Source organism: Lactonifactor sp. BIOML-A5 (assembly GCF_009677585.1).
GTDB lineage: Bacteria > Bacillota > Clostridia > Lachnospirales > Lachnospiraceae > Lactonifactor.
Genome location: NZ_WKYV01000026.1, coordinates 1 through 20,473, shown reverse-complemented (window position 1 = coordinate 20,473; position 20,473 = coordinate 1). Strand labels below are relative to the sequence as shown.

Here is a 20,473-nt window from a genome sequence, read left to right as displayed (position 1 = left end):
GCAGACACTATGAAAATCAATGAGAACAATTTTATTTCCCGGCTGAAAGCCAAAGATGAAAAGGCGCTGGTATATGTAATTGATGCATATGGATGGGTTATAAAAAGTGTGATCCGAAAGCATCTGTACCATATGAAGCCCTGCCAGGAGGAATGTATGAATGATGTCCTTATGGCGATATGGGATAATATCCAATATTATGACCCGGACAAAAGCAGCTTTCAAAACTGGATTGCGGGGATCGCCCGGTACAAATCAGTAGATTATCTCCGCAGGTATTTAAAAGATCTGAACAACCAGAGCTGGGAAGAAGGAATGGTGAAAGAGGAAGCAGGGGAGCAGATGGAACTTCTGGAAGAGGAACTTTCTGAGGAGACAGAATCCATGCTGAACTGTCTAAAGCCCAGGGACCGGGAGTTATTTCAACGGCTTTTTCTGGAGGAACAGGATATAGATACGGTAAGCAGTGAGACTGGCATGAAGAAGGAAGTCATCTATAACCGGGTATCCAGAGGAAAAAAGAAGCTGCGGAAGCTGTTTAGTATATCGTGAACGGAGGAGAAGAGCTATGGAAAAAAATATTTATGCTTTACTAAATGAAATAGAAACCAATATGGATCATTACAAAAGAGAGGATTTGTCAGAGTTTGAGAAGAAAAGGCTGAAGGTATTTACCGGTAAATTAAGAAAGAAAAAACACAGAGTCAGAAGAACCGCGGCAGCAGCAGCCTGTGCGGCAGTAGTACTGGGCGCTGTGGGTATAACAATGTTCAGCGATCAGGTATATGCCCAGATTAAGGCAGTTTCCTATGACATTGCGTCTTTTTTAGGAATTAAAAAGGATTTGGATCCATACAAAACAGTGGTTAGCAAGTCTGTTACCAAGGAAGGCTTGACAGTGACATTAAACGAGGTGATCCTGGACAAGGATGAACTGGTAATTTCGGTCACGCAGACCTCTGAGGATGGCTACCCAACAGAAAAAAGCCAGGCAGAAGCTTCGCTGGACGCGTTTCTTTATATTAACGGCAGGGAAGCGTCTGGTTCAGCCAGCGGGGGCGCAAGGAAAATAAGCGAGGACACAATCGAAAGTGTCATAAACTGTGATGTAAAAAATCTGAATATGGATGAAAAGTACGATATTGAACTGAAGTTTTACCGGCAGGGAGACTTTGACACTGCCTGGGAGTTTGCCTTTTCCACCAGCGGAGAGGAACTGGCAGAACATACCCGGGAGATACCTTTGGATGATTCCTTTGAACTCCCTGACGGCTCTGCCATTTCCCTGAACACTTATACCAGCAACGACCTGGGCCAAAAAATCTATTTTTCCTCAGACCGGAAGAGAATTGAGTACGATATTATGCTGAAGGGGGAAGATAACCTGGGGAATCCGGTAAGTTTCTACTTATCCAGATTAGAAGGAAATAAAGGAAAGCTTAAAATAGACGATTTGACAGGTGAGATTTCGGAGGAAGCCACCAGTCTGCAGCTGACGCCGTATGCAGTTGCCTTTCCTAAGGAAAGCGGTAAGATGAGCAGTGATTATGAGCAGGTGGGGGATGCGGTTGAAATTCCTCTGTCATAGGAGTGAAGAAAAGATAGACATAAATACAGGCATCACAGGCTTTTAAGCTCTGTGGTGCCTGTATTTTATCTAGAAAACTTAGATTTACTGTAATCATACGGGATGCTGGTCCCAACGACCACATCGTCAATTTTTTCAAGAATCAGCCAATCATCCATATTCCCCTGATGCTCAAAGGTAAGGGGCGGTATCTTTTGGACTGATTCAAATTCTACCAGGCAAAGGCATTTTTTCTGCCAGCGGGTTTTCTGCTTTTCCGATAGGTTTAACTTACCCTGGTTTTTTTCTAATATAGCAGTAATTTCATCTTCTGTGAGCTTTACATGATTCTCCACATTACAGACAACGGCTTTGGCCGAGATTAACAGGCTTCCCTTTTCCATAAAGTAGAGAGTTTCTCCTGGGAATACCCTGCTGTGGGGTATTTTTCTGCCAGCGGCACCCCTGACCACCATGGTTTTTGTTCCGTTTATAATTTTATCCAGTACCTTCTCTCCCTTTTTCCCTGTATTATCGCAATATACTAAATGTACCATTTTTAATCCTCCTTAATTATAATAGGTATCCATATTTGACTGAGATATTCACTGCTGTAAGAATTTCCGTCACTGTACCACTCCAGTTCCGGACATGAGGCGTGCTGAAAAGGATATTTCACCAGCCACTCTTTCCGCAAATAATCCCATCCCTCCTGAATGGACTGGGGGACCGGCCCCCTGCAGTCAAAGACTGCCCAGGACGTTTCCGGTATCTGCATTTCACAAAATCCTTCCGGCAGGATATAATCCGAAATTGCCATGATTGCGTATGAAAGCTGGTCTGATGCCTCGTCATACTTTTCTGATATGCCGAATAATCCCTTGGGTTTACCAGTATCTAAAGAAATTAACCGGGAATAAATGCCGTTTTTCTGGCATTCATTCCAGAAACCAGGTATTTCTGTCTGGGGAGATCCTGCTATGCATGAAATACTGACCCGTTTCCCAATAAGCCGGAAAGATGGCTTATGCTCAATCCTCCAGGAGTACTTATTCCTTGTATATACCTGCATTCGTGGCAGTACCTGCAGCTTGGCAGATGCGCCTCTTGCCTCTTTGGGTGAAATTCCATGAAACTGCTGAAATGCCTTTGTAAAAGATGTTGGTGAGTCATACCCGTATTTATAACTCAAATCCACTACCTTAATAGGGCTGCTTTTCAGATCATATCCGGCCAGTGTTAGTTTGCGGTGACGCACGTATTCGGCATAACTGATCCCGTTCATATAAGAGAAGACCTTCAGAAAAAAATGGTAAGAACAGCCGGATATTCTCGTGATTTCATCCATGTCTACAGGCTCCTCTTTCCGCTGCAGATGCTCCTCTGTATAATCAATAATCCTTTGAAGCTTGTCGTTCCAATCCATTTGCGATCCTCATTCTTTATATGATTTACTATTGTATCATTTGCGGAGGGATTTTACCTCTCTTTTTGTGTACGAGGGGGATAGTAAATAAAGGAAATTGGGGGAACTTTCCTGGGCAATAAAAACGGCGTGTTCCTGAAATAGAACACGCCGCAGCTAATTATACAGGCATACCCACAACAAAGAAGTACATAACAATAAAGTGGCAGACACTACCGCCCATAACAAAGAGATGAAAAATCTCATGTGACCCAAAATTTTTATGCTTAGAATTGAAAATCGGCAGCTTCAGGGCATAGATGATCCCGCCTACGGTATAGATAATCCCGCCGGCCAAAAGCCAGCCAAATGCAGCGGGAGACAGTGTATTCATAATGGGACGGAAGGCCAGAACACAAAGCCACCCCATAGCAATGTACAGTACGGAAGAAAACCATTTGGGACAGGTGATCCAGCAAGCCTTAATCAGGATACCGGCAATGGCCACAGCCCATACTACTGCACAGAGCATTGCACCAGTCCTGCCGTGCAGAACAATTAGACAGATGGGGGTATAGCTGCCGGCAATCAGGATAAAGATCATCATATGGTCCATTTTCCGGAGCCGTCTGTTAATAGTATCAGATGCATCCACTGTGTGGTATATTGTGCTTGCAGCGTACAGTAAAACCATACTTAAGATAAAAATACTCATGGCAATCATGTGTATATTTCCTGGTTCACGGGCCGCTTTCAGAAGCAGAGGCAGGGCCGCAAGAGCAGCCATGAGGCATCCGATAAAATGGGTAATGGCACTTCCAGGTTCCTTTGGTTTAAAATTCATAATAATTCCTCCTTTAATACTGTTGCTTAACTGCTATATAATTGCACTATTAATATATGGTAAAATAAGAAAAACCATTACATGTAGTTATTAAAACTACATGTTGATATAAGTATATTACACCTTTGTATTTAAAAAATCAAGGGTATATTTAAATTATTTGATAGACAAAGGATATGAAAGAGGGACGTGTTCCTTTTAAAAAGAACACGTCCCAAATTAAGAACGGCCTGTCCCAAATTGGATGAGACCTGTCCCTTTTACTTAAAAATTAAACTCTTCTTCCCATGGGAACTGTTCGGATTCCTCCAGACTTTTTGGCCAATGGCTGCACCATTCCGGTACCCTGGGGTTTTCTACCCGGTCTAGACTGGGAGTGTATGGCTTTATGTCCAGGACTGGAGTATTGTGGTCGGCATCGATGTAAGGGATATGAATGATTCCCTGCTCATAATTGATATGCGTAACTTCTACAGTGGACAGGGCGATGGGATTGGGACGCACAGGGGATCTTGTGGCAAAGATACCCATGGTCTCCGGGGCTTTTTTGTAGGGCTGTTCTGCGGTGAGGACTGATCGGGCCTCGTGGTCATCAAAGTGGCTGAACCACCAGATAATGTTAATGTGGCTGAACCCGTCTAATGCCTGGAGGGCAGGGATTACCCGGGGATCCAGCTGAACATAAGCACCGTTTTCATTGTTGCAGATGGTTCCGATAGAATGTACTTGATAGGTTGACATAAATTATCCTCCGTTTTTCCTGAATGTTTGTTTACGATCTCACGTTAGACCCTCACACCATGTGAGAGTCAAGGAAAAACGCCATGCAATAAGTAATTGCACGGCGCGGCGTTAGTTTTTTTCTAAAGGTATCTGTATTTCTGTCAAATAATTCTGGGGAGAGGTCTCATTCCAAGGACCGCGGTGGACGATTTGGCGGGTTGGGTTCCCCATTCTGTATTCGCTGTTCTTCTGCAGCCACCGGGCAAATGACAGGTATGCTCCGGCGATGTTGGAAAATGGTCCGTAAACCATGGTACTGGCCATAGCAGGTACAGGTTCGGTTATGCGGTATGCGAACTCCCCGCAACTGTTACCGAGAGTTTTTACCAGAGCACACAGCTCCACATCAACATTTTGCTCTTTATACCCCTCGTCGTAATATATAGAAAAGGTTTCTTCTGTTACAGGTACTCTCTGCTCTAAGGCAAACGCAGATAATTCACTCCACAGCTCTCCTTCGGCATAATAATCTGGTATCACCCTTCGCAGGGAGAGAACCTGATAAGCGGGAATAGATTTAACGGTAACATGGTAATGTATCTCACTTTTTCCGGTTAAAAGTTCTTTTTTGGCAAGTTGAATTTTCTTGAGTTTTTCTTTTTCCAGAAGAATAGATCGCTCAATTTCTGAATATTTCCTGTCCAGCTCTTCGATTATTGCTGCACTGTCACAGCTTTCAAGCACCTTTGCTATCTCAGACACCTGGAAACCGCTGTCTCTCAGGTATATAATTTTGTTAAGAATGGGTATTTGCTCTATGGAATACAGACGGTAACCGGTCTGGGGATCAATCCTGGCGGGTTTTAACAGCCCTGCTTCATCATAATATCTCAGCATGCGGATAGTTACCTGTGTGAGTTTTGAAAATTCTCCGATTCTGAACATAGGTGCCTCCATTTATAGAAAGATACTAAGGACTTTCTTGTGTATAAGCCCTTGCATAGTATTATATATAGTTCATACTGGTTCTTCAAGGTAAGAAAAGAGAGGGCACCGCATTTTAAACAATGCGATGCTCCTTGTTTTACTATCTACTGGAAATAACAGAATCTATCAGTCCATATTTTAATGCTTCTTCGGCACTCATAAAGTAATCCCTATCGGTATCTTTTTCAATTTCTTCCATGGTGCGCCCTGTATTTTCGGATAATATTCTATTTAATTTTTGTTTGCTTTTTTGCATATAATCAGACATTATTTTTATATCGCTGGCTGGTCCTTGGATACCGTTCCCATGCATAGCCGGCTGGTGTATCATGATTTCAGCATTAGGTAACGCCATACGCTTGCCATGTGTACCTCCGGCTAATAAAAATGCTCCAAAACTTGCAGCCATGCCAATACATATAGTAGCGACATCACACTTGATGTATTTCATGGTGTCATAAATTGCTAACCCGGCAGTTACAGAACCTCCCGGACTATTAATGTATATATGAATATCTTTGTCTGGATCTTGGGCTTCCAAAAAAAGTAATTGTGCCACAATTAAACTGGCAGAGGTGTCACTTACTTCTTCTCCCAGAAATATAACTCTGTCTGACAGCAAACGTGAAAAAATATCATAGCTGCGTTCCCCCCGGCTCGTTTGCTCAATGACATAAGGAATTGTACTCATGCTGCGTTCTCCTTGCACATACTGATAAATAGACTATATTTTGTTTTATAGAAATTCTTACACAGGGAGATTCTGCTTTGCTTTGGTACAAACACCCCGATATTCCTATAAGTTTTGGGGGGATATACATATAATTGCTTAAAAGCAAGTGAAAATGCCTGTTGAGATTCATATCCAGCTTCATAAGCAATTCTTGTGATTGGATCGTTCGTTTTTATCAATTTTTCCGCAGCGATTGTAAGTCTGCGGCTTTGAAGGTATTTATAAATGGTAATTCCAGTACATTCCGAAAATAACCGGTTAAGATAAAATTTTGAATATCCAACGCTTCTGGCAATCTTATCTACGTTAATTTCTTTCTCAATATTATCCTCAATATAATTCAAGACTTTTTTTACAATCTCGTTTTGCTGTTTCATAGTTTTGCCTCCTTTTTATTATTATAACAAGCCTGAGCTTGTGTGTCTTAATAAAAAGTGCTGTATTGCTTCTAACTTATTTTCAAATAGAGTTATGTAGTGTGATTTTTATAAGACATACAGGATCGCCTATCTTTATGCTTGCAGTGCTTGTCATTAGTTCCTTAACAAGCGCAAGCTTTTCATCAATTCCGTAACCACATTGGCAGTTCATTCGTATTTTCTTAATGCCCTCAATTTCAAATTTAGTTTCCAGGCGCCGCATGACAGCCTCCTTCCTATTGAAGCATTTCTAAATACTTCTTAATTTATAGAAAGATAGCCTTGTATTCATCTAAAAACTTATACCAGTTTTTCTCTAGGTCCACAAAGTTACCAATAAATCGTTCCTATAACACGGACATATCGTCCGGTTTTTTGTCTTCAATTTGCCCTGCATATTCCGCTGCTGTTTTGAAGTTAACAATCCGCTCTGGAGTACGAAGCTATAATTGGACGGACTATATCCACAATCCGGATCTATGTCTTTGATTGCTTATGTGGGGTTTAGCTTCATGTAAATTGCACTTTGATCGACTTTACAAATAGACACTCCCGCTGGTTTCTTCTTTAAATATCCGGATGAATTGGTATTTTGATATAAAAAAATGAGCGGCTACGGTATTAAGGGACCAATTTTCATTCAGATGCAGCATAATATAATCAATGCTTTGATTAACAAGTTTTTTCTTATCCATATACCGTTCTTCAATGCCTTTATTGCTCTTCTTTTTACAAGTATTCACCGTCAAGTATAGCATCTTGTAATTTCAGCTTCAAGGATGGCTTCTTAACGGCAAAACGCCGCCCCGTTTTTACAGGGCGGCGTTTTGCGTAAAGTGATAGGATTATATATTTTAATAGTTCTCAGCTTTTCTTTCAAAGTAAGCTCTCGGATGAGCACATACCGGACAAACCTCAGGAGCCTCGTCAGCTTCGTGTACATAACCGCAGTTTCTGCATTTCCATCCTAAAGGAGCATCCCCTTTAAAGGTTTCTTCTGCTTTCATATGCTCCAGTAACTTTAAGTAGCGTTTTTCGTGAGCTGCCTCTACTCTGGCAACACCCTCGAATTTCTGAGCCAGTTCCTCAAAGCCCTCTTCCCTGGCTTCCCTGGCCATGCGTGCATACATGTCAGTCCACTCATAATTCTCACCGCTGGCTGCGTCTTCCAGATTAGCCACCGGATCCAGAATTCCGTGGAACTCCTTAAACCACATTTTAGCATGTTCCTTTTCCTGGTCTGCTGTTTCCAGATATAAAGCAGCTAATTGTTCGTAACCAGCTTTCTTTGCGGCGGAAGCGTAGTATGTATATTTATTTCTTGCCTGTGATTCACCTGCAAAAGCGTCCATCAAGTTCTGTTCGGTTTTAGTTCCTGCGTATTTAGACATTGTAAAATCCTCCTTTGGTTTGGTTAATGACTACACCTTTATATCATATATGCGGGCTTCGATTCCGTCAACCTCTGCCCGCATATACTGTATGAATATGAAATTTATGAGACAAATTAGTTAGAATAGTTAATGAATTAACCGAAGTATCTCTTTAACAGGCCTTCGAAAGCTTTGCCGTGGCGTGCCTCGTCTCTGGCCATCTCATGAACAGTATCATGGATAGCGTCCAGGTTAGCTGCTTTTGCACGCTTAGCCAGGTCAAACTTACCGGCAGTAGCGCCGTTTTCAGCCTCTACTCTCATTTCAAGGTTTTTCTTGGTACTGTCTGTTACAACTTCTCCAAGTAACTCAGCAAATTTAGCTGCGTGCTCTGCTTCTTCATAAGCAGCTTTTTCCCAGTATAAACCTATTTCAGGATATCCTTCTCTATGGGCAACTCTTGCCATGGCAAGGTACATACCAACTTCTGAACATTCACCTTCAAAGTTTGCTCTCAGGTCGGCAAGGATGTCTTCGCTAACGCCCTTTGCTACGCCTACAACGTGCTCAGCAGCCCAAGTCTTTTCTCCGCCCTGCTCGATGAATTTTTCAGCGGGAACTCCACATACCGGACATTTTTCAGGTGCTGCATCTCCCTCGTGAACATAACCACATACACTACATACGAATTTTTTCATTGTGAATTCTCCTTTTCTTTGTTTAAAAATTGTTTTTTGGGTTTTAAATGCTTAACTCATAGTTTTTGGAGGGACTATGATGTTGCGTGCTAATAATAGTAATTGTTACTGATATTAACTTAACATATTGGGTTAAAATTGTCAAGTATATTTTGGAAAAATTTTCTATATTTACAGGTTCTTTATGCATTCTTCACAAATGCCGTAAAAATTTGTAATATGACCGTCGATCTTTCCGTTAAAATTTTTACTGGCCACATCTTTTATATAACCGATGTCTTCCATGTCCAGGTCGATGACACTGTGGCAGCTGCGGCAGATAAAGTGATAATGTGGTGCTACATTGCCGTCAAAACGGTCAGGGCCGTCGCCGGTAGAGATCTTGTTAATTTCACCGATACTGGCCAAAAGGGAAAGATTGCGGTATACAGTACCCAGGCTGATATTCGGATAAATAGTACGTATACTGTCGTAGATAGTATCAGCAGTGGGATGATCATATCGATTTTGCAGAAACTCTTTAATAGATTCCCGCTGTCGACTGTATTTTAATGCCGCCATATTTCCTCCTTTCAATAATAGTAATTGTTACTGATATTACTATACTATACTTGATTAAAAAAGTCAAGTATAAAATAAAAAAATGAAAGGGTAAAAAGGGACAGGCCGGTCTTATTTTGGGACGTGTTCTTTTTAGAAAGAACACGTCCCCCATTAAAGTTTAGCCGAAGTATCTCTTTAACAGGCCTTCGAAAGCTTTGCCGTGGCGTGCCTCGTCTCTGGCCATCTCATGAACGGTATCATGGATAGCGTCCAGGTTAGCTGCTTTTGCACGCTTAGCCAGGTCAAACTTACCGGCAGTAGCGCCGTTTTCAGCTTCTACTCTCATTTCAAGGTTTTTCTTGGTGCTGTCTGTTACAACTTCCCCGAGTAACTCAGCAAATTTAGCTGCGTGCTCTGCTTCTTCATAAGCAGCCTTTTCCCAGTATAAACCAATTTCAGGATATCCTTCTCTATGAGCAACTCTTGCCATTGCAAGGTACATACCGACTTCTGAACATTCACCTTCAAAGTTTGCTCTCAGGTCAGCAAGGATGTCTTCGCTAACGCCCTTTGCCACGCCTACAACGTGCTCTGCAGCCCAAGTTTTTTCTCCGCCCTGCTCGATGAATTTCTCAGCGGGAACTCCGCAAACCGGACATTTTTCAGGTGCTGCATCTCCCTCGTGAACATAACCACATACACTGCATACGAATTTTTTCATTATGATCTCTCCTTTTTTGTTTGAAATTTAATGGTAAAGTTGCTTGTTACTTTATGTAACATGTATGATTTATTAATAATAGTAATTGTTACTGATATCAATATAACCCATTAGATTAAAAAAGTCAAGTATAAAATACAAAAATTAGAAAAATGTGGATCAGATATTTAAAAAAGGATATGCGTCAGACTGCATGGCAGGGATAACGCGCCCCAACCTCTGAAAAACGAGGTAACTTTTGGGAGCAATGTTTACGTTGTAGCAGATACTGGTTAAAGGGCAATATAACTGGGTGATAATTCTCTGAATACTGAGGTTTGAGAGCTTAGCAGGTGGTCATGCATTTTTTGTGCGGCTGCCTCCCAGTCTTTTTTTAAACAGGGAATAAGAATCTCCAAGTGTTCTTTTTTGGAATCTTTCAGCCGTATATCTGTAATCTGTGCCGCTAAAATACGTGCCCTGTGAGTCTGGAGATGGATTTGTTCATACATATGAATGAAATACGGGTTTTCAGTTGCCTGAATGATCGACATATGATAACTGTCATCTATAGAATAGTGGGCGGCGGCTGGCCCATGATCTGTAATATGAGAAAACTTCTCATAATATTCCATATAAAAAGACTCAGGCAGGGTATTCCCATAATGTAAAACGGCATAAGGCTCCAACTGCAGGCGTGTCTCGTATACAGCCTGCAAATCTCTTACGGAGAGGCCTGCCACTAATATGCCTTTTTTGGGAAGTATGGTCACTAACTTCTCTTGTTCTAAACGCCCCAAAGCATCTCTAATAGGCGTGCGGCTGCCGGGGACGGCGTTCAGAAGCATATTTTCATTCAAAAGTATACCGGGGGGATATTCGCAGTTCATTATTTTTTCGCGAATCATCTGGTACGCTTGTTGTTTTAAATTATTTTTGCTCATTGCGGTTCCTTTCAAAGATATTCGGACCTGATAAATAAGATGAAAATGTAAAATCTCTATAAGTATCCAATATATGTTCCAATGAACTTTCTCCCTGTTTCCAGTTTTCTTCTAAACATAAAGTTAGTAGCTCCATATAGAGTTCTCTCAGCTGACAGATACACTCAGGGTCCAGAGGGATTAATTTCCGTATCCGGAATTCCTGGGCATTCAGTTGATCGTATGTTTGTATAAAGTATGGGTTTGCGGATTCTTCTATAAAGATATTGTGCAGGGAAGAAGCAATGCGATAAAAATCTTCAGGAGTAGGAAAACAAACTGTTTCATTGAAGAACTTAAAAAATATTTCCAGCTCGTGTTTATCAATATTTCTTCCGTATTCTTTTATTGTATACAACTCTAGAAAGTAACGGGTCTCAAAGTATGCATTCAAATCTTTCAAAGTAATCTCTTTAATGATGAAACCCTTGGGAGGTGTGATTTGTACCAGGCTTTCGTGTTCCAGACGACTGATGGCGTCCCGTACCGGTGTGCGGCTGATAGACAAAAGCTGACACAGAGAATTTTCATTCATCAAAGTCCCCGGCGGGAATTCACAGTTCAGGATTTTTTGCTTTATTATCTGGTAAGCTTGTGTTTTCAAACTTTCTTTACTCATACGTAAGGCTCTCCTTTGAAAAATATCATAGCATATCTTACGGGACGGTGCAATGAAAAAGCCCATATTCAATATTATAATATATAATGATGTATACAATGAAATAAAAAGAGAGGATTCAACAGGATGAGTTAGGATAAAAAGTGCACAAAAATGAACCCATTAATTAGTGAAATAACAATAAAAATAACAAAAAATGTTGACAGTATCTACAAGATTGTATAGTATAATAAATATATAACGTTGTATACATTAATGAATACAAAGAATGGCAGAAGGGAGGAGAAATCAGGAAAACATAAGGAAATGCAGACAAAATCAGATGTTTGACAAGAAGAAAATAAGAAAGGCGAATGAAGATGAGGGTTATATCTCAATTATGCAATAGTGTAGAGCTTCCTAAGATGATTAAGATTAAGCAGACATTCGAGAGAGAGGAGATTGCTCCGGACGCAATACCGGATGTTGTTAGAAATGAACTTAATAAAAACAGAGATCAGTTCAGACCGGGAATGAGTATTGCCGTGACCTGCGGCAGCAGGGGCATTGCAAACATCAGCATCATTATAAAAGCGGTTATTGATTGCCTGAAGAAATATCAGACAAGGCCCTTTGTCACAGCCGCTATGGGCAGTCACGGGGGAGCTACGGACGAGGGACAGAGGAGAGTACTTGCAGATTTCGGTATAACGGAAGAGTATCTGGACTGTCCGGTACGATCTTCCATGGAGACTGTATACGTGGGCAATACGGAGGAGGGGGAACCGGTTTATATTGACAAGTATGCCGCGGAAGCAGACGGAATACTTGTATGCGGAAGAATCAAAGCACATACATCGTTTCGGGGAGAATATGAAAGCGGCCTGATGAAGATGATGACTGTAGGTCTGGGAAAACAGCAGGGCGCAGATGCCTTTCATTCTATGGGAATAGAGCATATGGCAGAAAGGCTTCCCCAATTTGGAAATGCCATTTTGAAAAACTGCAGCATAGTTTATGGCTTGGGGATTATAGAAAATGCTTACGAAAAAACGTACCGGTTAATAGGGATGCTTCCGGAGGAGATACCTGTGAGGGAACCGGAGCTTCTAATGGAAGCGAAAAAGATGATGGGAAAACTGTATTTTGATCATGCGGATGTTATTGTAGTGGACGAGATGGGAAAAAATATCAGCGGTGACGGTATGGATCCGAATATCACAGGCAAGTATCCCTCTCCGTATCTGACAGGAAGCATCAGTACACAGCATCTTGTAGTTTTAGATCTGACAGAGGAGAGCCATGGGAATGCCAATGGGCTGGGATGTGCAAATGTGACCACGAGGCGGCTGTACGGTAAGCTTGACATGGATGCCACTTATCCCAATGCAATAACTTCAACGGCTCTGTGGGCAGTAAAGATACCAATTGTTGCAGCTTCTGATAAGGAGGCAATACAGATTGCAGTAAAGGCCTGTACAGGCGCCGGCCGAAAAAATCCTCGTATTATCAGGATAAAAAATACATTAGATATCGGGGAAATATATATATCGGAAGCGCTGCTGGAGGAAGCAAAGAGGCATCCCAAGATTGAAATTATAAGTGAATTACAAAAGTGGGATTTTAATGAACAGGGAAATTTATTCTAAGGAGGAAAGTTATGTCGTCGACGCTGTTAGTAATTAACCTTATTATAACAATAGCAATTATTCTGATTTTGATCCTGGCTTTAAAACAGAGTCCGGTGATTGCCCTGATTATGGGCTCCCTTTATATGGGGATTGCATCGGGGGTAGGTGCGGTGACAACCATTGAAACGATAGCTACAGGCTTTGGCAATTCTATGACCAGTATCGGTATCAGCATAGGACTTGGAGTGATCCTTGGAAAAATCGTGGCGGACAGCGGTGCAGTGCAGTCCATTGCCAATGGAATCACAAAATTATGCGGAAAGAAAAAAGCGGACATTGGTTTGGGCCTTACAGGATTCCTGGTATCAATTCCAGTATTTTTTGATGTAGCGTTTGTTATCTTAATGCCCCTTGCCAGGTTCATGTCAAAACACGGTAAAAAAATACCATATTATGCAGGTGCCCTGGTGGGAGGCCTTGTAATTGCCCATACCTTTATTCCTCCCACGCCCGGTCCCTTGGCCGGAAGCGAGATGCTGGGCCTTGAGGTGGGAACTACTATTATGTGGGGTATTATTATCGGGCTGCCCAGTTTTGCGATTGCCCTTTTTATTTACAACAAACTATTCTTATCCCGTCCGGGTTTCTGGGATCCGGAGAGAGATGAAGAGATCGATTTAGAGGAGGAAAAGAAAGAAGAGGAAAAAGCGCAGAAGCTTGTGGAAGCAAAGAACCTTCCCTCTTTCAAGCTTGCCGTCCTTCCAATCCTGCTCCCTATTGTTTTCATCTTAAGCGGAACAATATCAAATGCTATTGTAGGGGAGGATCGCGTACCGGAGATTATAAAATTTCTTTCAAATAAAAACATAGCTATGTTAGTGGGTGTATTTGGAGCTTATCTGGTCACTATTGGCCGTCTGCCTATAAAAGAGGTTAATAAAACAGTAAACCATGCACTCTCAGATGCGGGTTCTGTATTGCTGATCACAGGTATGGGCGGGGCGCTGGGCGCTGTATTGGCGGCAGCGGGAATTGGTGATGTACTGGTGGGAGTTATTGAAACCATACATATCCATCCCGTACTGTTTGCATGGCTGGTAGCAGTCGTACTTAAGGCTGCCCAGGGCTCAGGCACCTTATCCATGATTACAGCTATATCGCTGCTGGCGCCCACAGTCGGGGAACTTAACGTACAGCCAATCTTTATTGCGCTTGCAGCTTTCTCCGGCTCCATGTGTATATCCATTGTTAATGACAGCGGATTCTGGATTACTACAAAAATAGCCAGATTATCCACACTTGGAGGGTTTAAAACCTGTTCTTTAATGTGTTTTATTATATCCATTATCAGCTTAATTTTAATTATGGGAGCCAGCTTTATTTTTTAATAAAACTGGAACCTCCCATGCATAAATTCTAACTATACGGAGGTTATTATGAATTCTAGAGATAAACTTACAGCGGCTGTTAACCATAAGGACTGCGGAAGGATAGCATTTGATCTGGGCGGGACAAAGGCCACGGGGATCAGTGCTTCCCTCCTTTACCGCCTCAGAAAGTTAAATGGAAGAGATGAGCCAGTAAAGATTTATGACACCTATCAGATGCTTGGTCTCATAGACGCCAAAGATGCAGAGATGTTTGGGATCGATGTACTGCCTTTGTGGAGCGACATGACTGTATTCGGCTACCGCAACGACAAATGGAAGGCCTGGACAACCCCTGATGGGACGCCTGCGCTTATTGGTGAGGGGTGTGCTATGTCTTGCAGCAACGGACGCTTGTATATACATCCCCAGGGGGATCTCAGAGTTCCTCCCAGCGGCTGTATGCCAGAAGGAGGACACTATTTTGACTATATAACAAGACAGGGAGAGTTCGACGAGGATGAGCTGAATGGTCTGGAAGATTATAGAGAACAGCTTGAGGTAATGACCATTGATGATGCTACTTTGGAGTTTTACAGAGAGCAGGCGGAGGATTACTTTAATAATACTGACTGCGGAATTGTTCTGAATGCAGAATACGGCAATCTGGGGGCGCAGACTATGCTGAACGGAGGCTATGTAAAGAGTACGCCGGGAATCAGAGATTTCAGCGAATTTCTGGTGGCACACAGTCTGTACCCTGAGTATATAGAAGAAATTTTCGAGGCCTGGACTCAGCTTTGTATTCGCAATCTTAAGCTTTTGTATCAGGCAGTGGGTGAGAAGGCCCAGGCAGTGTTTTTGTGCGGGACAGATTTTGGAACACAGCACGGTGAGATTATGTCGGAGAAAATGTTTAAAGATTTATATGTACCATATTTTAAGAGAATTAACGGGTGGGTACATGAGAATACAGGATGGAAGACCGTCTACCACAGCTGCGGTTCACTGGTAAATATACTGGATGATATGGTCGAGTGCGGCATTGACTGTCTGAATCCTATACAGACATCGGCGGATCACATGGATCCTCAGGTCCTCAAGGAGAAATATAACAGGGAGCTTACCTTCTGGGGAGGGGGAGTTGACGGACAGACCACACTTGCACATGGAACCCCGGATGATGTAGAGAGGGAAATGAGAGAAAGAATCCGTATTCTGGGGAAGGACGGCGGATTTGTGTTCTCAGCAGTTCATAATCTCCAGAGCAATGTGGATATTGCCAATGTCCAGAGAATATTCGATGTGTTAAAGGAGTACAGATAATATGAAAACAATCGTCATAAACCGCCCAGGTGAGGTGGTAATTACAGAAACTGAGAGACCAAGGCCGCAAAAAGGCGAAGCACTGCTGAAAGTGCTGTATGGAGGTATCTGCGGAAGTGATCTGGGGACCTACAGGGGCACATTTGCCTATGTTTCCTATCCGAGAATACCGGGACATGAGTTCTCCGCGGAGATTGTTGAGATTGAGGAAAATGACAAAGGCCTTAAGCCAGGTATGACCGTAACCTGTAACCCTTATTTTAACTGTTCGGACTGTTACCCGTGTCAAAAGGGGAGGGTAAACTGCTGTACCACCAACGAAACAATGGGGGTTCAGCGTGAAGGTGCATTTGCAGAGTATATTACAATGCCGATTGACAGGATATATGACGGACAGGGACTTTCTCCCAAGACACTTGCCCTAATAGAGCCTTTCTGCATCAGCTATCATGGGGTTTCCAGAGCAGATATAAAACCGGGTGACCGGGTATTGGTTATTGGGGCGGGTACCATAGGTGTATTGGCATCAATTGCAGCCAAGAGCAAAGGAGCAAAGGTCTATATTGCGGATGTAGCCCGGCAGAAGGTAGACTACGCAGTAAATGAGTTTCAGCTGGAAGGAGGCATTTGGAATGACAAACCGGATACCTTTCTGGATAAAGTAAACAGTATAACAGAGGGGTGCGGTTTTGATGTGGCAATCGAGGCTGTGGGACTGCCTTCCACCTTCCAGAACTGTATTGACGCTGCAGCATTTGGAGGGACGGTAGTTCTAATTGGTGTAGGCAAGAAGAACCTGGACTTTAATTTTACTATGATTCAGAAAAAAGAGCTGAAGATCTTGGGCTCAAGAAATGCGTTAAAAAAGGATTTTTTGGAGCTGATTGGGTTGATAAAATCGGGTGCTGTTGATCTGGACAAGATTGTTACAAATACATATCCTGGGGCAGAGGCTGAAAAAGCATTTCAGGAATTTGATAAAAATGGTGCTTCCATGCTGAAAGTGCTATTAAAATTCTAGAACTTTTTCTGTAAAACCAGAAGAAAAGTGAGAGTGGACTATGCAGAAATTCATTAAAATAAACCCAAAAGACAGTGTCGCAGTTGCTCTGGAACTGTTACCGGAAGGCAGCAATGTAAAGTGGGACGGTGAGGCGATTACAGTTGCGGAAGATATCCCGCAGGGGCATAAATTTGCTTTATGCCCTATAAAAGAGGGGGAGAGGGTTATAAAATACGGAAACCCTATTGGGATTGCGGCCAAAGACATCCGCCCGGGAGAGTGGGTGCATACTCACAATATCCGGACGTCTCTGGGTGAGGTGCTTGATTACACATATAAAAAAGACGGCCCGGCACGTAATAAGGCTGGTGTATCATACGAAAACCGACAGGCGGGAATGAGCGGGGACCCAGAGGCATATTTTCAGGGATTTGTACGGGAAGACGGAAAAACCGGCGTGAGAAATGAAGTATGGATTATCCCTACTGTTGGCTGTGTAAACAGTGCCGCAGAAAAGATTGCCCGTTTGGCAGGGAAATATATAAAAGGAACGGTAGATGATGTGACAGCATTTCCTCACCCATACGGATGCTCTCAGATGGGGGAAGATCAGGAGAATACCAGAAGAATCCTGTCTGATCTGGTGCAGCACCCCAATGCCGGCGGTGTGCTGGTGCTGGGACTTGGCTGTGAGAACAGCGGTATTGAGGAATTGAAGCAATACATCGGTCCATACAATAAGCAAAGAGTAAGGTTTCTTGTAGCCCAGGACTGCCGGGATGAGATAGCTGAAGGTACAGAAATTGTCCGGGAATTAATTGATTATGCGTCTGGATTTACCCGGGAACCTGTAAATGTCCGGGAACTAATTATAGGTATGAAATGCGGGGGTTCTGACGGCCTGTCGGGGATTACCGCCAATCCGGCGGTGGGTGCTTTCTCCGACCTTTTGATCTCCGGAGGGGGAACTACCATTCTTACGGAGGTACCTGAGATGTTTGGGGCTGAGACGCTCCTCATGGAACGATGTGAAAACAGAGAAGTCTTTGAAAAGACCGTAGAGCTTATTAATGATTTTAAGAACTACTTTACTGAACATCATCAGACTATATATGAGAATCCCTCCCCGGGAAATAAAAAAGGGGGGATCTCCACGCTGGAGGATAAATCACTGGGCTGTACCCAGAAATCAGGTACTGCACTCGTAAAGGATGTCTTAAAGTATGGTCAGCAAGTGGAGAAAAGGGGTCTTAATCTTCTGAGCGCACCAGGAAATGATATGGTGGCAGCCACTGCCCTTGCAGCAAGCGGCGCCCATATCGTTCTCTTTACCACCGGGAGGGGAACGCCTTTTGCATCTCCGGTTCCCACGCTTAAGATTTCCTCCAACAGCAGACTGATGGAAGAAAAGAGTAACTGGATTGATTTTAACTGCGGCAGCCTTGTGGAGGGACAGAGCATGGAAGAACTGTCCCGGAAGCTCTTTGACTTTGTGCTTTCCGTGGCCTCAGGAGAAAAGGTAAAGTCTGAGCTGGAAGGGTATCATGATATGGCGATTTTTAAACAGGGAGTTACCCTATAGTATAGGGAAGAAATATGGAGGTAAAAATGAAAACACTCAGTTATAAAACCCTGGAGGAACAGGGTTATAAGGGATATTTGCTGAAAGAAGCCCCGGAACGTATGCTTCAGTTTGGAGAAGGTAACTTTTTAAGAGCATTTGTAGACTATTTTGTGGATGTTATGAATGAACGTGCAGGATTCAATACAAAAGTGGTTTTATGTCAACCAATAGCTCAGGGCCTGGCAGACCAAATCAATGAACAGGAGGGCCTTTACACTCTTTACCTGCGGGGCTTTGAAAATGGTCAGAAGGTCAATGAAAAGAGAGTAATCTCCTGTGTCAGCCGATGTCTGAATCCATACCGGGACTACAGTGCTCTTGCAGACTGTGCCGGGAACCCGGAGCTTCGATTTATTGCCTGCAATACAACTGAGGCAGGTATTGTCTATGACCCTGCCTGCAGCTTTGAGGATAAGCCTGCAGCCAGCTATCCAGGCAAACTGACACAATTTTTATATAAAAGATATCTAAAATACGGGCAGGAAAAAGGCAGGGGATTTATCATTCTATCCTGTGAGCTGATAGACGACAACGGAAAAGAACTAAAGCGGTGTGTCAAAAAGTATGCGGCACAGTGGAAACTGGGACAGGATTTTGAAGACTGGATTGAGAGAGAGAACATATTCTGCTCCACATTGGTAGACCGTATTGTAACTGGTTACCCTAGAGGAGAGGCTTTAGAACTGAATAAGTTAAATGAATATGAGGATAGCCTTTTGGATACCGGGGAAATCTTTGGTGTCTGGGTAATTGAAGGGCCGGAGTGTGTGAAAAAGGAGATTCCCTTTGAACAAGCAGGGCTCCCCATCCTGGTTACAGAGAATCATAAGCCATATAAACAGAGAAAGGTCAGAATCCTTAACGGAGCGCACACGAGTATGGTGCTGGGGGCATATCTGGCGGGCCGGGACATTGTGCGTGACTGCATGCATGATGAAGTGATCCGAAGGTTTATGAACCACATCATCTACCATGAAATTATTCCTACACTAACCCTGCCAAAAGCAGAGCTGGAGGAATTTGCTGCTTCAGTGACAGAGCGTTTTCAAAATCCCTTTATTGACCATTCTCTTTTAGCGATAGCCCTGAATTCTACCTCAAAATGGAAGGCAAGAGTCATGCCCAGTCTGAAGGGCTATGTAGAAAAGTTTCATAAAATACCTGAGGGACTTGCTGCGTCCCTGGCGTTTTATATTGCTTTTTACAGGGGCAAAAGATTAGACGACTCTGGTTTATACGCTGAGAGAAACGGAGAGGAGTACTTGATTCAGGATGACAGAACGGTTCTTGAATTCTTCTGGAGGCATCAGGGGGATTCTGCGGAGCAATTGACAGCAGCTGTGCTGAAAAACGAAGAACTGTGGGGTGAGGATCTTACTCAAATCCAGGGATTAGAGGAGATGGTAACCAGTAGTGTGAGAGTGATAGAAGAGTTTGGGGCTTATGAGCTTATGAGGCGGTGTTAACTTGGGATTTAGGGGTGTAGCGCTTGGACTTCAGCTTAAAGTGATTCAAGTCGGAAAGTGTGAGGTGGCGGGGGGACGGTGAGAGGAATCCCGCGGCAGCGGGCTGGCTGGTTCGGACGGGAGGGAGGCTTAAGTTCCGGGGACACCTCCGTCGCGAAGAGAGTCTAAGACAAAACCGGAATCCCCGCCGGAGCACCGTTCGTATGTGCAAAGAATGCTTGATGTGCATTCTCTGCCCATGCTCACTTTTTTTCGGCCCTGACTGCCGAAAAAATCTCCAGCGTGAATCCCGGTTTTGTCTAAGACTCTCTACTCACTCCTGCGGAATCGTCCCCGGAACTTAAGCCCTCCCTCCCGCCCGAACCAGCCAGCCCGCCGCCGCAGGATTCCTCTCACCTGGGTATAGGGAAGTTCAAGGGAGTTGGCTATTTATCCAAAACATCGAGTTATCAATAGTGGGAAACCAGAGGAAAAGTGTACAAC

The 20,473-nt window shown here is 43.2% G+C and carries 22 protein-coding genes; 8 read left to right on the top strand and 14 right to left on the bottom strand.

Annotation, left to right across the window (positions count from 1 at the left end; translation table 11 throughout):
* Positions 1-9: 9 nt before the first annotated feature.
* Positions 10-552, top strand: a complete 543-nt coding sequence (locus tag GKG41_RS17935) for a sigma-70 family RNA polymerase sigma factor (protein ID WP_154261170.1) — start codon at positions 10-12, stop codon at positions 550-552.
* 16 nt (positions 553-568) lie between these two features.
* Complete coding sequence (locus GKG41_RS17930) at positions 569-1,588, top strand: DUF4179 domain-containing protein (RefSeq protein WP_154261168.1); 1,020 nt, start codon at positions 569-571, stop codon at positions 1,586-1,588.
* Between the two features lie 65 nt (positions 1,589-1,653).
* Here GKG41_RS17930 and GKG41_RS17925 read toward each other — a convergent pair whose 3' ends face one another.
* The 14 genes from GKG41_RS17925 to GKG41_RS17860 all read right to left on the bottom strand — a co-directional run bounded on the left by GKG41_RS17925 (position 1,654) and on the right by GKG41_RS17860 (position 11,594).
* Positions 1,654-2,124 carry a hypothetical protein gene (locus tag GKG41_RS17925; protein WP_154261166.1) on the bottom strand — a complete coding sequence of 157 codons (471 nt, stop codon included), beginning with the start codon at positions 2,122-2,124 and terminating at the stop codon, positions 1,654-1,656.
* Positions 2,125-2,126: 2 nt separating this feature from the next.
* Positions 2,127-2,993, bottom strand: a complete 867-nt coding sequence (locus tag GKG41_RS17920; protein WP_154261164.1) for an AraC family transcriptional regulator — start codon at positions 2,991-2,993, stop codon at positions 2,127-2,129.
* 160 nt (positions 2,994-3,153) lie between these two features.
* Positions 3,154-3,816, bottom strand: coding sequence for a hemolysin III family protein (locus tag GKG41_RS17915; RefSeq protein WP_154261162.1), 663 nt, complete (start codon positions 3,814-3,816; stop codon positions 3,154-3,156).
* 264 nt (positions 3,817-4,080) lie between these two features.
* On the bottom strand, positions 4,081-4,557 hold the full coding sequence (locus tag GKG41_RS17910; RefSeq protein WP_154261160.1) for an SAM-dependent methyltransferase: 477 nt from the start codon (positions 4,555-4,557) through the stop codon (positions 4,081-4,083).
* A gap of 111 nt (positions 4,558-4,668) precedes the next feature.
* Positions 4,669-5,484: a MerR family transcriptional regulator gene (locus tag GKG41_RS17905; protein ID WP_154261158.1), complete on the bottom strand. Its 816-nt coding sequence runs from the start codon at positions 5,482-5,484 to the stop codon at positions 4,669-4,671.
* A gap of 142 nt (positions 5,485-5,626) precedes the next feature.
* Positions 5,627-6,217 carry an ATP-dependent Clp protease proteolytic subunit gene (locus GKG41_RS17900; protein WP_154261156.1) on the bottom strand — a complete coding sequence of 197 codons (591 nt, stop codon included), beginning with the start codon at positions 6,215-6,217 and terminating at the stop codon, positions 5,627-5,629.
* A complete protein-coding gene (locus GKG41_RS17895; RefSeq protein ID WP_154261154.1) occupies positions 6,214-6,636 on the bottom strand; it encodes an AraC family transcriptional regulator in 423 nt (140 codons plus the stop codon). The genes GKG41_RS17900 and GKG41_RS17895 overlap by 4 nt, the downstream gene beginning before the upstream one ends.
* Positions 6,637-6,718: 82 nt before the next feature.
* Positions 6,719-6,901, bottom strand: a complete 183-nt coding sequence (locus GKG41_RS17890; protein ID WP_194167093.1) for a DUF6144 family protein — start codon at positions 6,899-6,901, stop codon at positions 6,719-6,721.
* Between the two features lie 631 nt (positions 6,902-7,532).
* Positions 7,533-8,069 (bottom strand): rubrerythrin, encoded by a 537-nt coding sequence (gene rbr, locus GKG41_RS17885; RefSeq protein WP_072853314.1) that lies wholly within the window; start codon positions 8,067-8,069, stop codon positions 7,533-7,535.
* A gap of 137 nt (positions 8,070-8,206) precedes the next feature.
* Entirely contained in the window at positions 8,207-8,749 is a 543-nt protein-coding gene (locus GKG41_RS17880; protein WP_103710964.1) for an NADH peroxidase, read from the bottom strand.
* A gap of 171 nt (positions 8,750-8,920) precedes the next feature.
* On the bottom strand, positions 8,921-9,310 hold the full coding sequence (locus tag GKG41_RS17875; protein WP_154261152.1) for a transcriptional repressor: 390 nt from the start codon (positions 9,308-9,310) through the stop codon (positions 8,921-8,923).
* Between the two features lie 160 nt (positions 9,311-9,470).
* On the bottom strand, positions 9,471-10,013 hold the full coding sequence (locus GKG41_RS17870) for an NADH peroxidase (RefSeq protein ID WP_103710964.1): 543 nt from the start codon (positions 10,011-10,013) through the stop codon (positions 9,471-9,473).
* Between the two features lie 272 nt (positions 10,014-10,285).
* Positions 10,286-10,936, bottom strand: coding sequence for a GntR family transcriptional regulator (locus GKG41_RS17865; protein WP_154261150.1), 651 nt, complete (start codon positions 10,934-10,936; stop codon positions 10,286-10,288).
* Positions 10,923-11,594 (bottom strand): GntR family transcriptional regulator, encoded by a 672-nt coding sequence (locus GKG41_RS17860; protein WP_173015642.1) that lies wholly within the window; start codon positions 11,592-11,594, stop codon positions 10,923-10,925. The genes GKG41_RS17865 and GKG41_RS17860 overlap by 14 nt, the downstream gene beginning before the upstream one ends.
* A gap of 359 nt (positions 11,595-11,953) precedes the next feature.
* Here GKG41_RS17860 and GKG41_RS17855 point away from each other — a divergent pair, with 359 nt between their 5' ends.
* From GKG41_RS17855 to GKG41_RS17830, 6 genes are read left to right on the top strand one after another with little or no spacing between them, the layout of a single operon-like run.
* Positions 11,954-13,222: a lactate racemase domain-containing protein gene (locus GKG41_RS17855; RefSeq protein WP_154261146.1), complete on the top strand. Its 1,269-nt coding sequence runs from the start codon at positions 11,954-11,956 to the stop codon at positions 13,220-13,222.
* Between the two features lie 11 nt (positions 13,223-13,233).
* The gene (locus GKG41_RS17850) at positions 13,234-14,592 is read left to right on the top strand and encodes a gluconate:H+ symporter (RefSeq protein ID WP_154261144.1); all 1,359 of its coding nucleotides are present in this window, start codon (positions 13,234-13,236) and stop codon (positions 14,590-14,592) included.
* Positions 14,593-14,640: 48 nt separating this feature from the next.
* Positions 14,641-15,897: a uroporphyrinogen decarboxylase family protein gene (locus GKG41_RS17845; RefSeq protein WP_154261142.1), complete on the top strand. Its 1,257-nt coding sequence runs from the start codon at positions 14,641-14,643 to the stop codon at positions 15,895-15,897.
* A 1-nt stretch (position 15,898) separates the two neighbouring features.
* Positions 15,899-16,918, top strand: a complete 1,020-nt coding sequence (locus tag GKG41_RS17840) for a zinc-binding alcohol dehydrogenase family protein (protein ID WP_154261140.1) — start codon at positions 15,899-15,901, stop codon at positions 16,916-16,918.
* A gap of 40 nt (positions 16,919-16,958) precedes the next feature.
* On the top strand, positions 16,959-18,482 hold the full coding sequence (locus GKG41_RS17835; RefSeq protein WP_154261138.1) for an altronate dehydratase family protein: 1,524 nt from the start codon (positions 16,959-16,961) through the stop codon (positions 18,480-18,482).
* 26 nt (positions 18,483-18,508) lie between these two features.
* A complete protein-coding gene (locus GKG41_RS17830; RefSeq protein ID WP_154261136.1) occupies positions 18,509-19,990 on the top strand; it encodes a tagaturonate reductase in 1,482 nt (493 codons plus the stop codon).
* Positions 19,991-20,473: the final 483 nt, after the last annotated feature.

Excerpts from the sequence above, each read along its gene's own strand:
- GKG41_RS17935 (WP_154261170.1), top strand. The coding sequence starts at position 10 with ATGAAAATCAATGAGAACAATTTTATTTCCCGGCTGAAAGCCAAAGAT.
- GKG41_RS17930 (WP_154261168.1), top strand. The coding sequence starts at position 569 with ATGGAAAAAAATATTTATGCTTTACTAAATGAAATAGAAACCAATATG.
- GKG41_RS17925 (WP_154261166.1), bottom strand. The coding sequence starts at position 2,124 with ATGGTACATTTAGTATATTGCGATAATACAGGGAAAAAGGGAGAGAAG.
- GKG41_RS17920 (WP_154261164.1), bottom strand. The coding sequence starts at position 2,993 with ATGGATTGGAACGACAAGCTTCAAAGGATTATTGATTATACAGAGGAG.
- GKG41_RS17915 (WP_154261162.1), bottom strand. The coding sequence starts at position 3,816 with ATGAATTTTAAACCAAAGGAACCTGGAAGTGCCATTACCCATTTTATC.
- GKG41_RS17910 (WP_154261160.1), bottom strand. The coding sequence starts at position 4,557 with ATGTCAACCTATCAAGTACATTCTATCGGAACCATCTGCAACAATGAA.
- GKG41_RS17905 (WP_154261158.1), bottom strand. The coding sequence starts at position 5,484 with ATGTTCAGAATCGGAGAATTTTCAAAACTCACACAGGTAACTATCCGC.
- GKG41_RS17900 (WP_154261156.1), bottom strand. The coding sequence starts at position 6,217 with ATGAGTACAATTCCTTATGTCATTGAGCAAACGAGCCGGGGGGAACGC.
- GKG41_RS17895 (WP_154261154.1), bottom strand. The coding sequence starts at position 6,636 with ATGAAACAGCAAAACGAGATTGTAAAAAAAGTCTTGAATTATATTGAG.
- GKG41_RS17890 (WP_194167093.1), bottom strand. The coding sequence starts at position 6,901 with ATGCGGCGCCTGGAAACTAAATTTGAAATTGAGGGCATTAAGAAAATA.
- rbr (WP_072853314.1), bottom strand. The coding sequence starts at position 8,069 with ATGTCTAAATACGCAGGAACTAAAACCGAACAGAACTTGATGGACGCT.
- GKG41_RS17880 (WP_103710964.1), bottom strand. The coding sequence starts at position 8,749 with ATGAAAAAATTCGTATGTAGTGTATGTGGTTATGTTCACGAGGGAGAT.
- GKG41_RS17875 (WP_154261152.1), bottom strand. The coding sequence starts at position 9,310 with ATGGCGGCATTAAAATACAGTCGACAGCGGGAATCTATTAAAGAGTTT.
- GKG41_RS17870 (WP_103710964.1), bottom strand. The coding sequence starts at position 10,013 with ATGAAAAAATTCGTATGCAGTGTATGTGGTTATGTTCACGAGGGAGAT.
- GKG41_RS17865 (WP_154261150.1), bottom strand. The coding sequence starts at position 10,936 with ATGAGCAAAAATAATTTAAAACAACAAGCGTACCAGATGATTCGCGAA.
- GKG41_RS17860 (WP_173015642.1), bottom strand. The coding sequence starts at position 11,594 with ATGAGTAAAGAAAGTTTGAAAACACAAGCTTACCAGATAATAAAGCAA.
- GKG41_RS17855 (WP_154261146.1), top strand. The coding sequence starts at position 11,954 with ATGAGGGTTATATCTCAATTATGCAATAGTGTAGAGCTTCCTAAGATG.
- GKG41_RS17850 (WP_154261144.1), top strand. The coding sequence starts at position 13,234 with ATGTCGTCGACGCTGTTAGTAATTAACCTTATTATAACAATAGCAATT.
- GKG41_RS17845 (WP_154261142.1), top strand. The coding sequence starts at position 14,641 with ATGAATTCTAGAGATAAACTTACAGCGGCTGTTAACCATAAGGACTGC.
- GKG41_RS17840 (WP_154261140.1), top strand. The coding sequence starts at position 15,899 with ATGAAAACAATCGTCATAAACCGCCCAGGTGAGGTGGTAATTACAGAA.
- GKG41_RS17835 (WP_154261138.1), top strand. The coding sequence starts at position 16,959 with ATGCAGAAATTCATTAAAATAAACCCAAAAGACAGTGTCGCAGTTGCT.
- GKG41_RS17830 (WP_154261136.1), top strand. The coding sequence starts at position 18,509 with ATGAAAACACTCAGTTATAAAACCCTGGAGGAACAGGGTTATAAGGGA.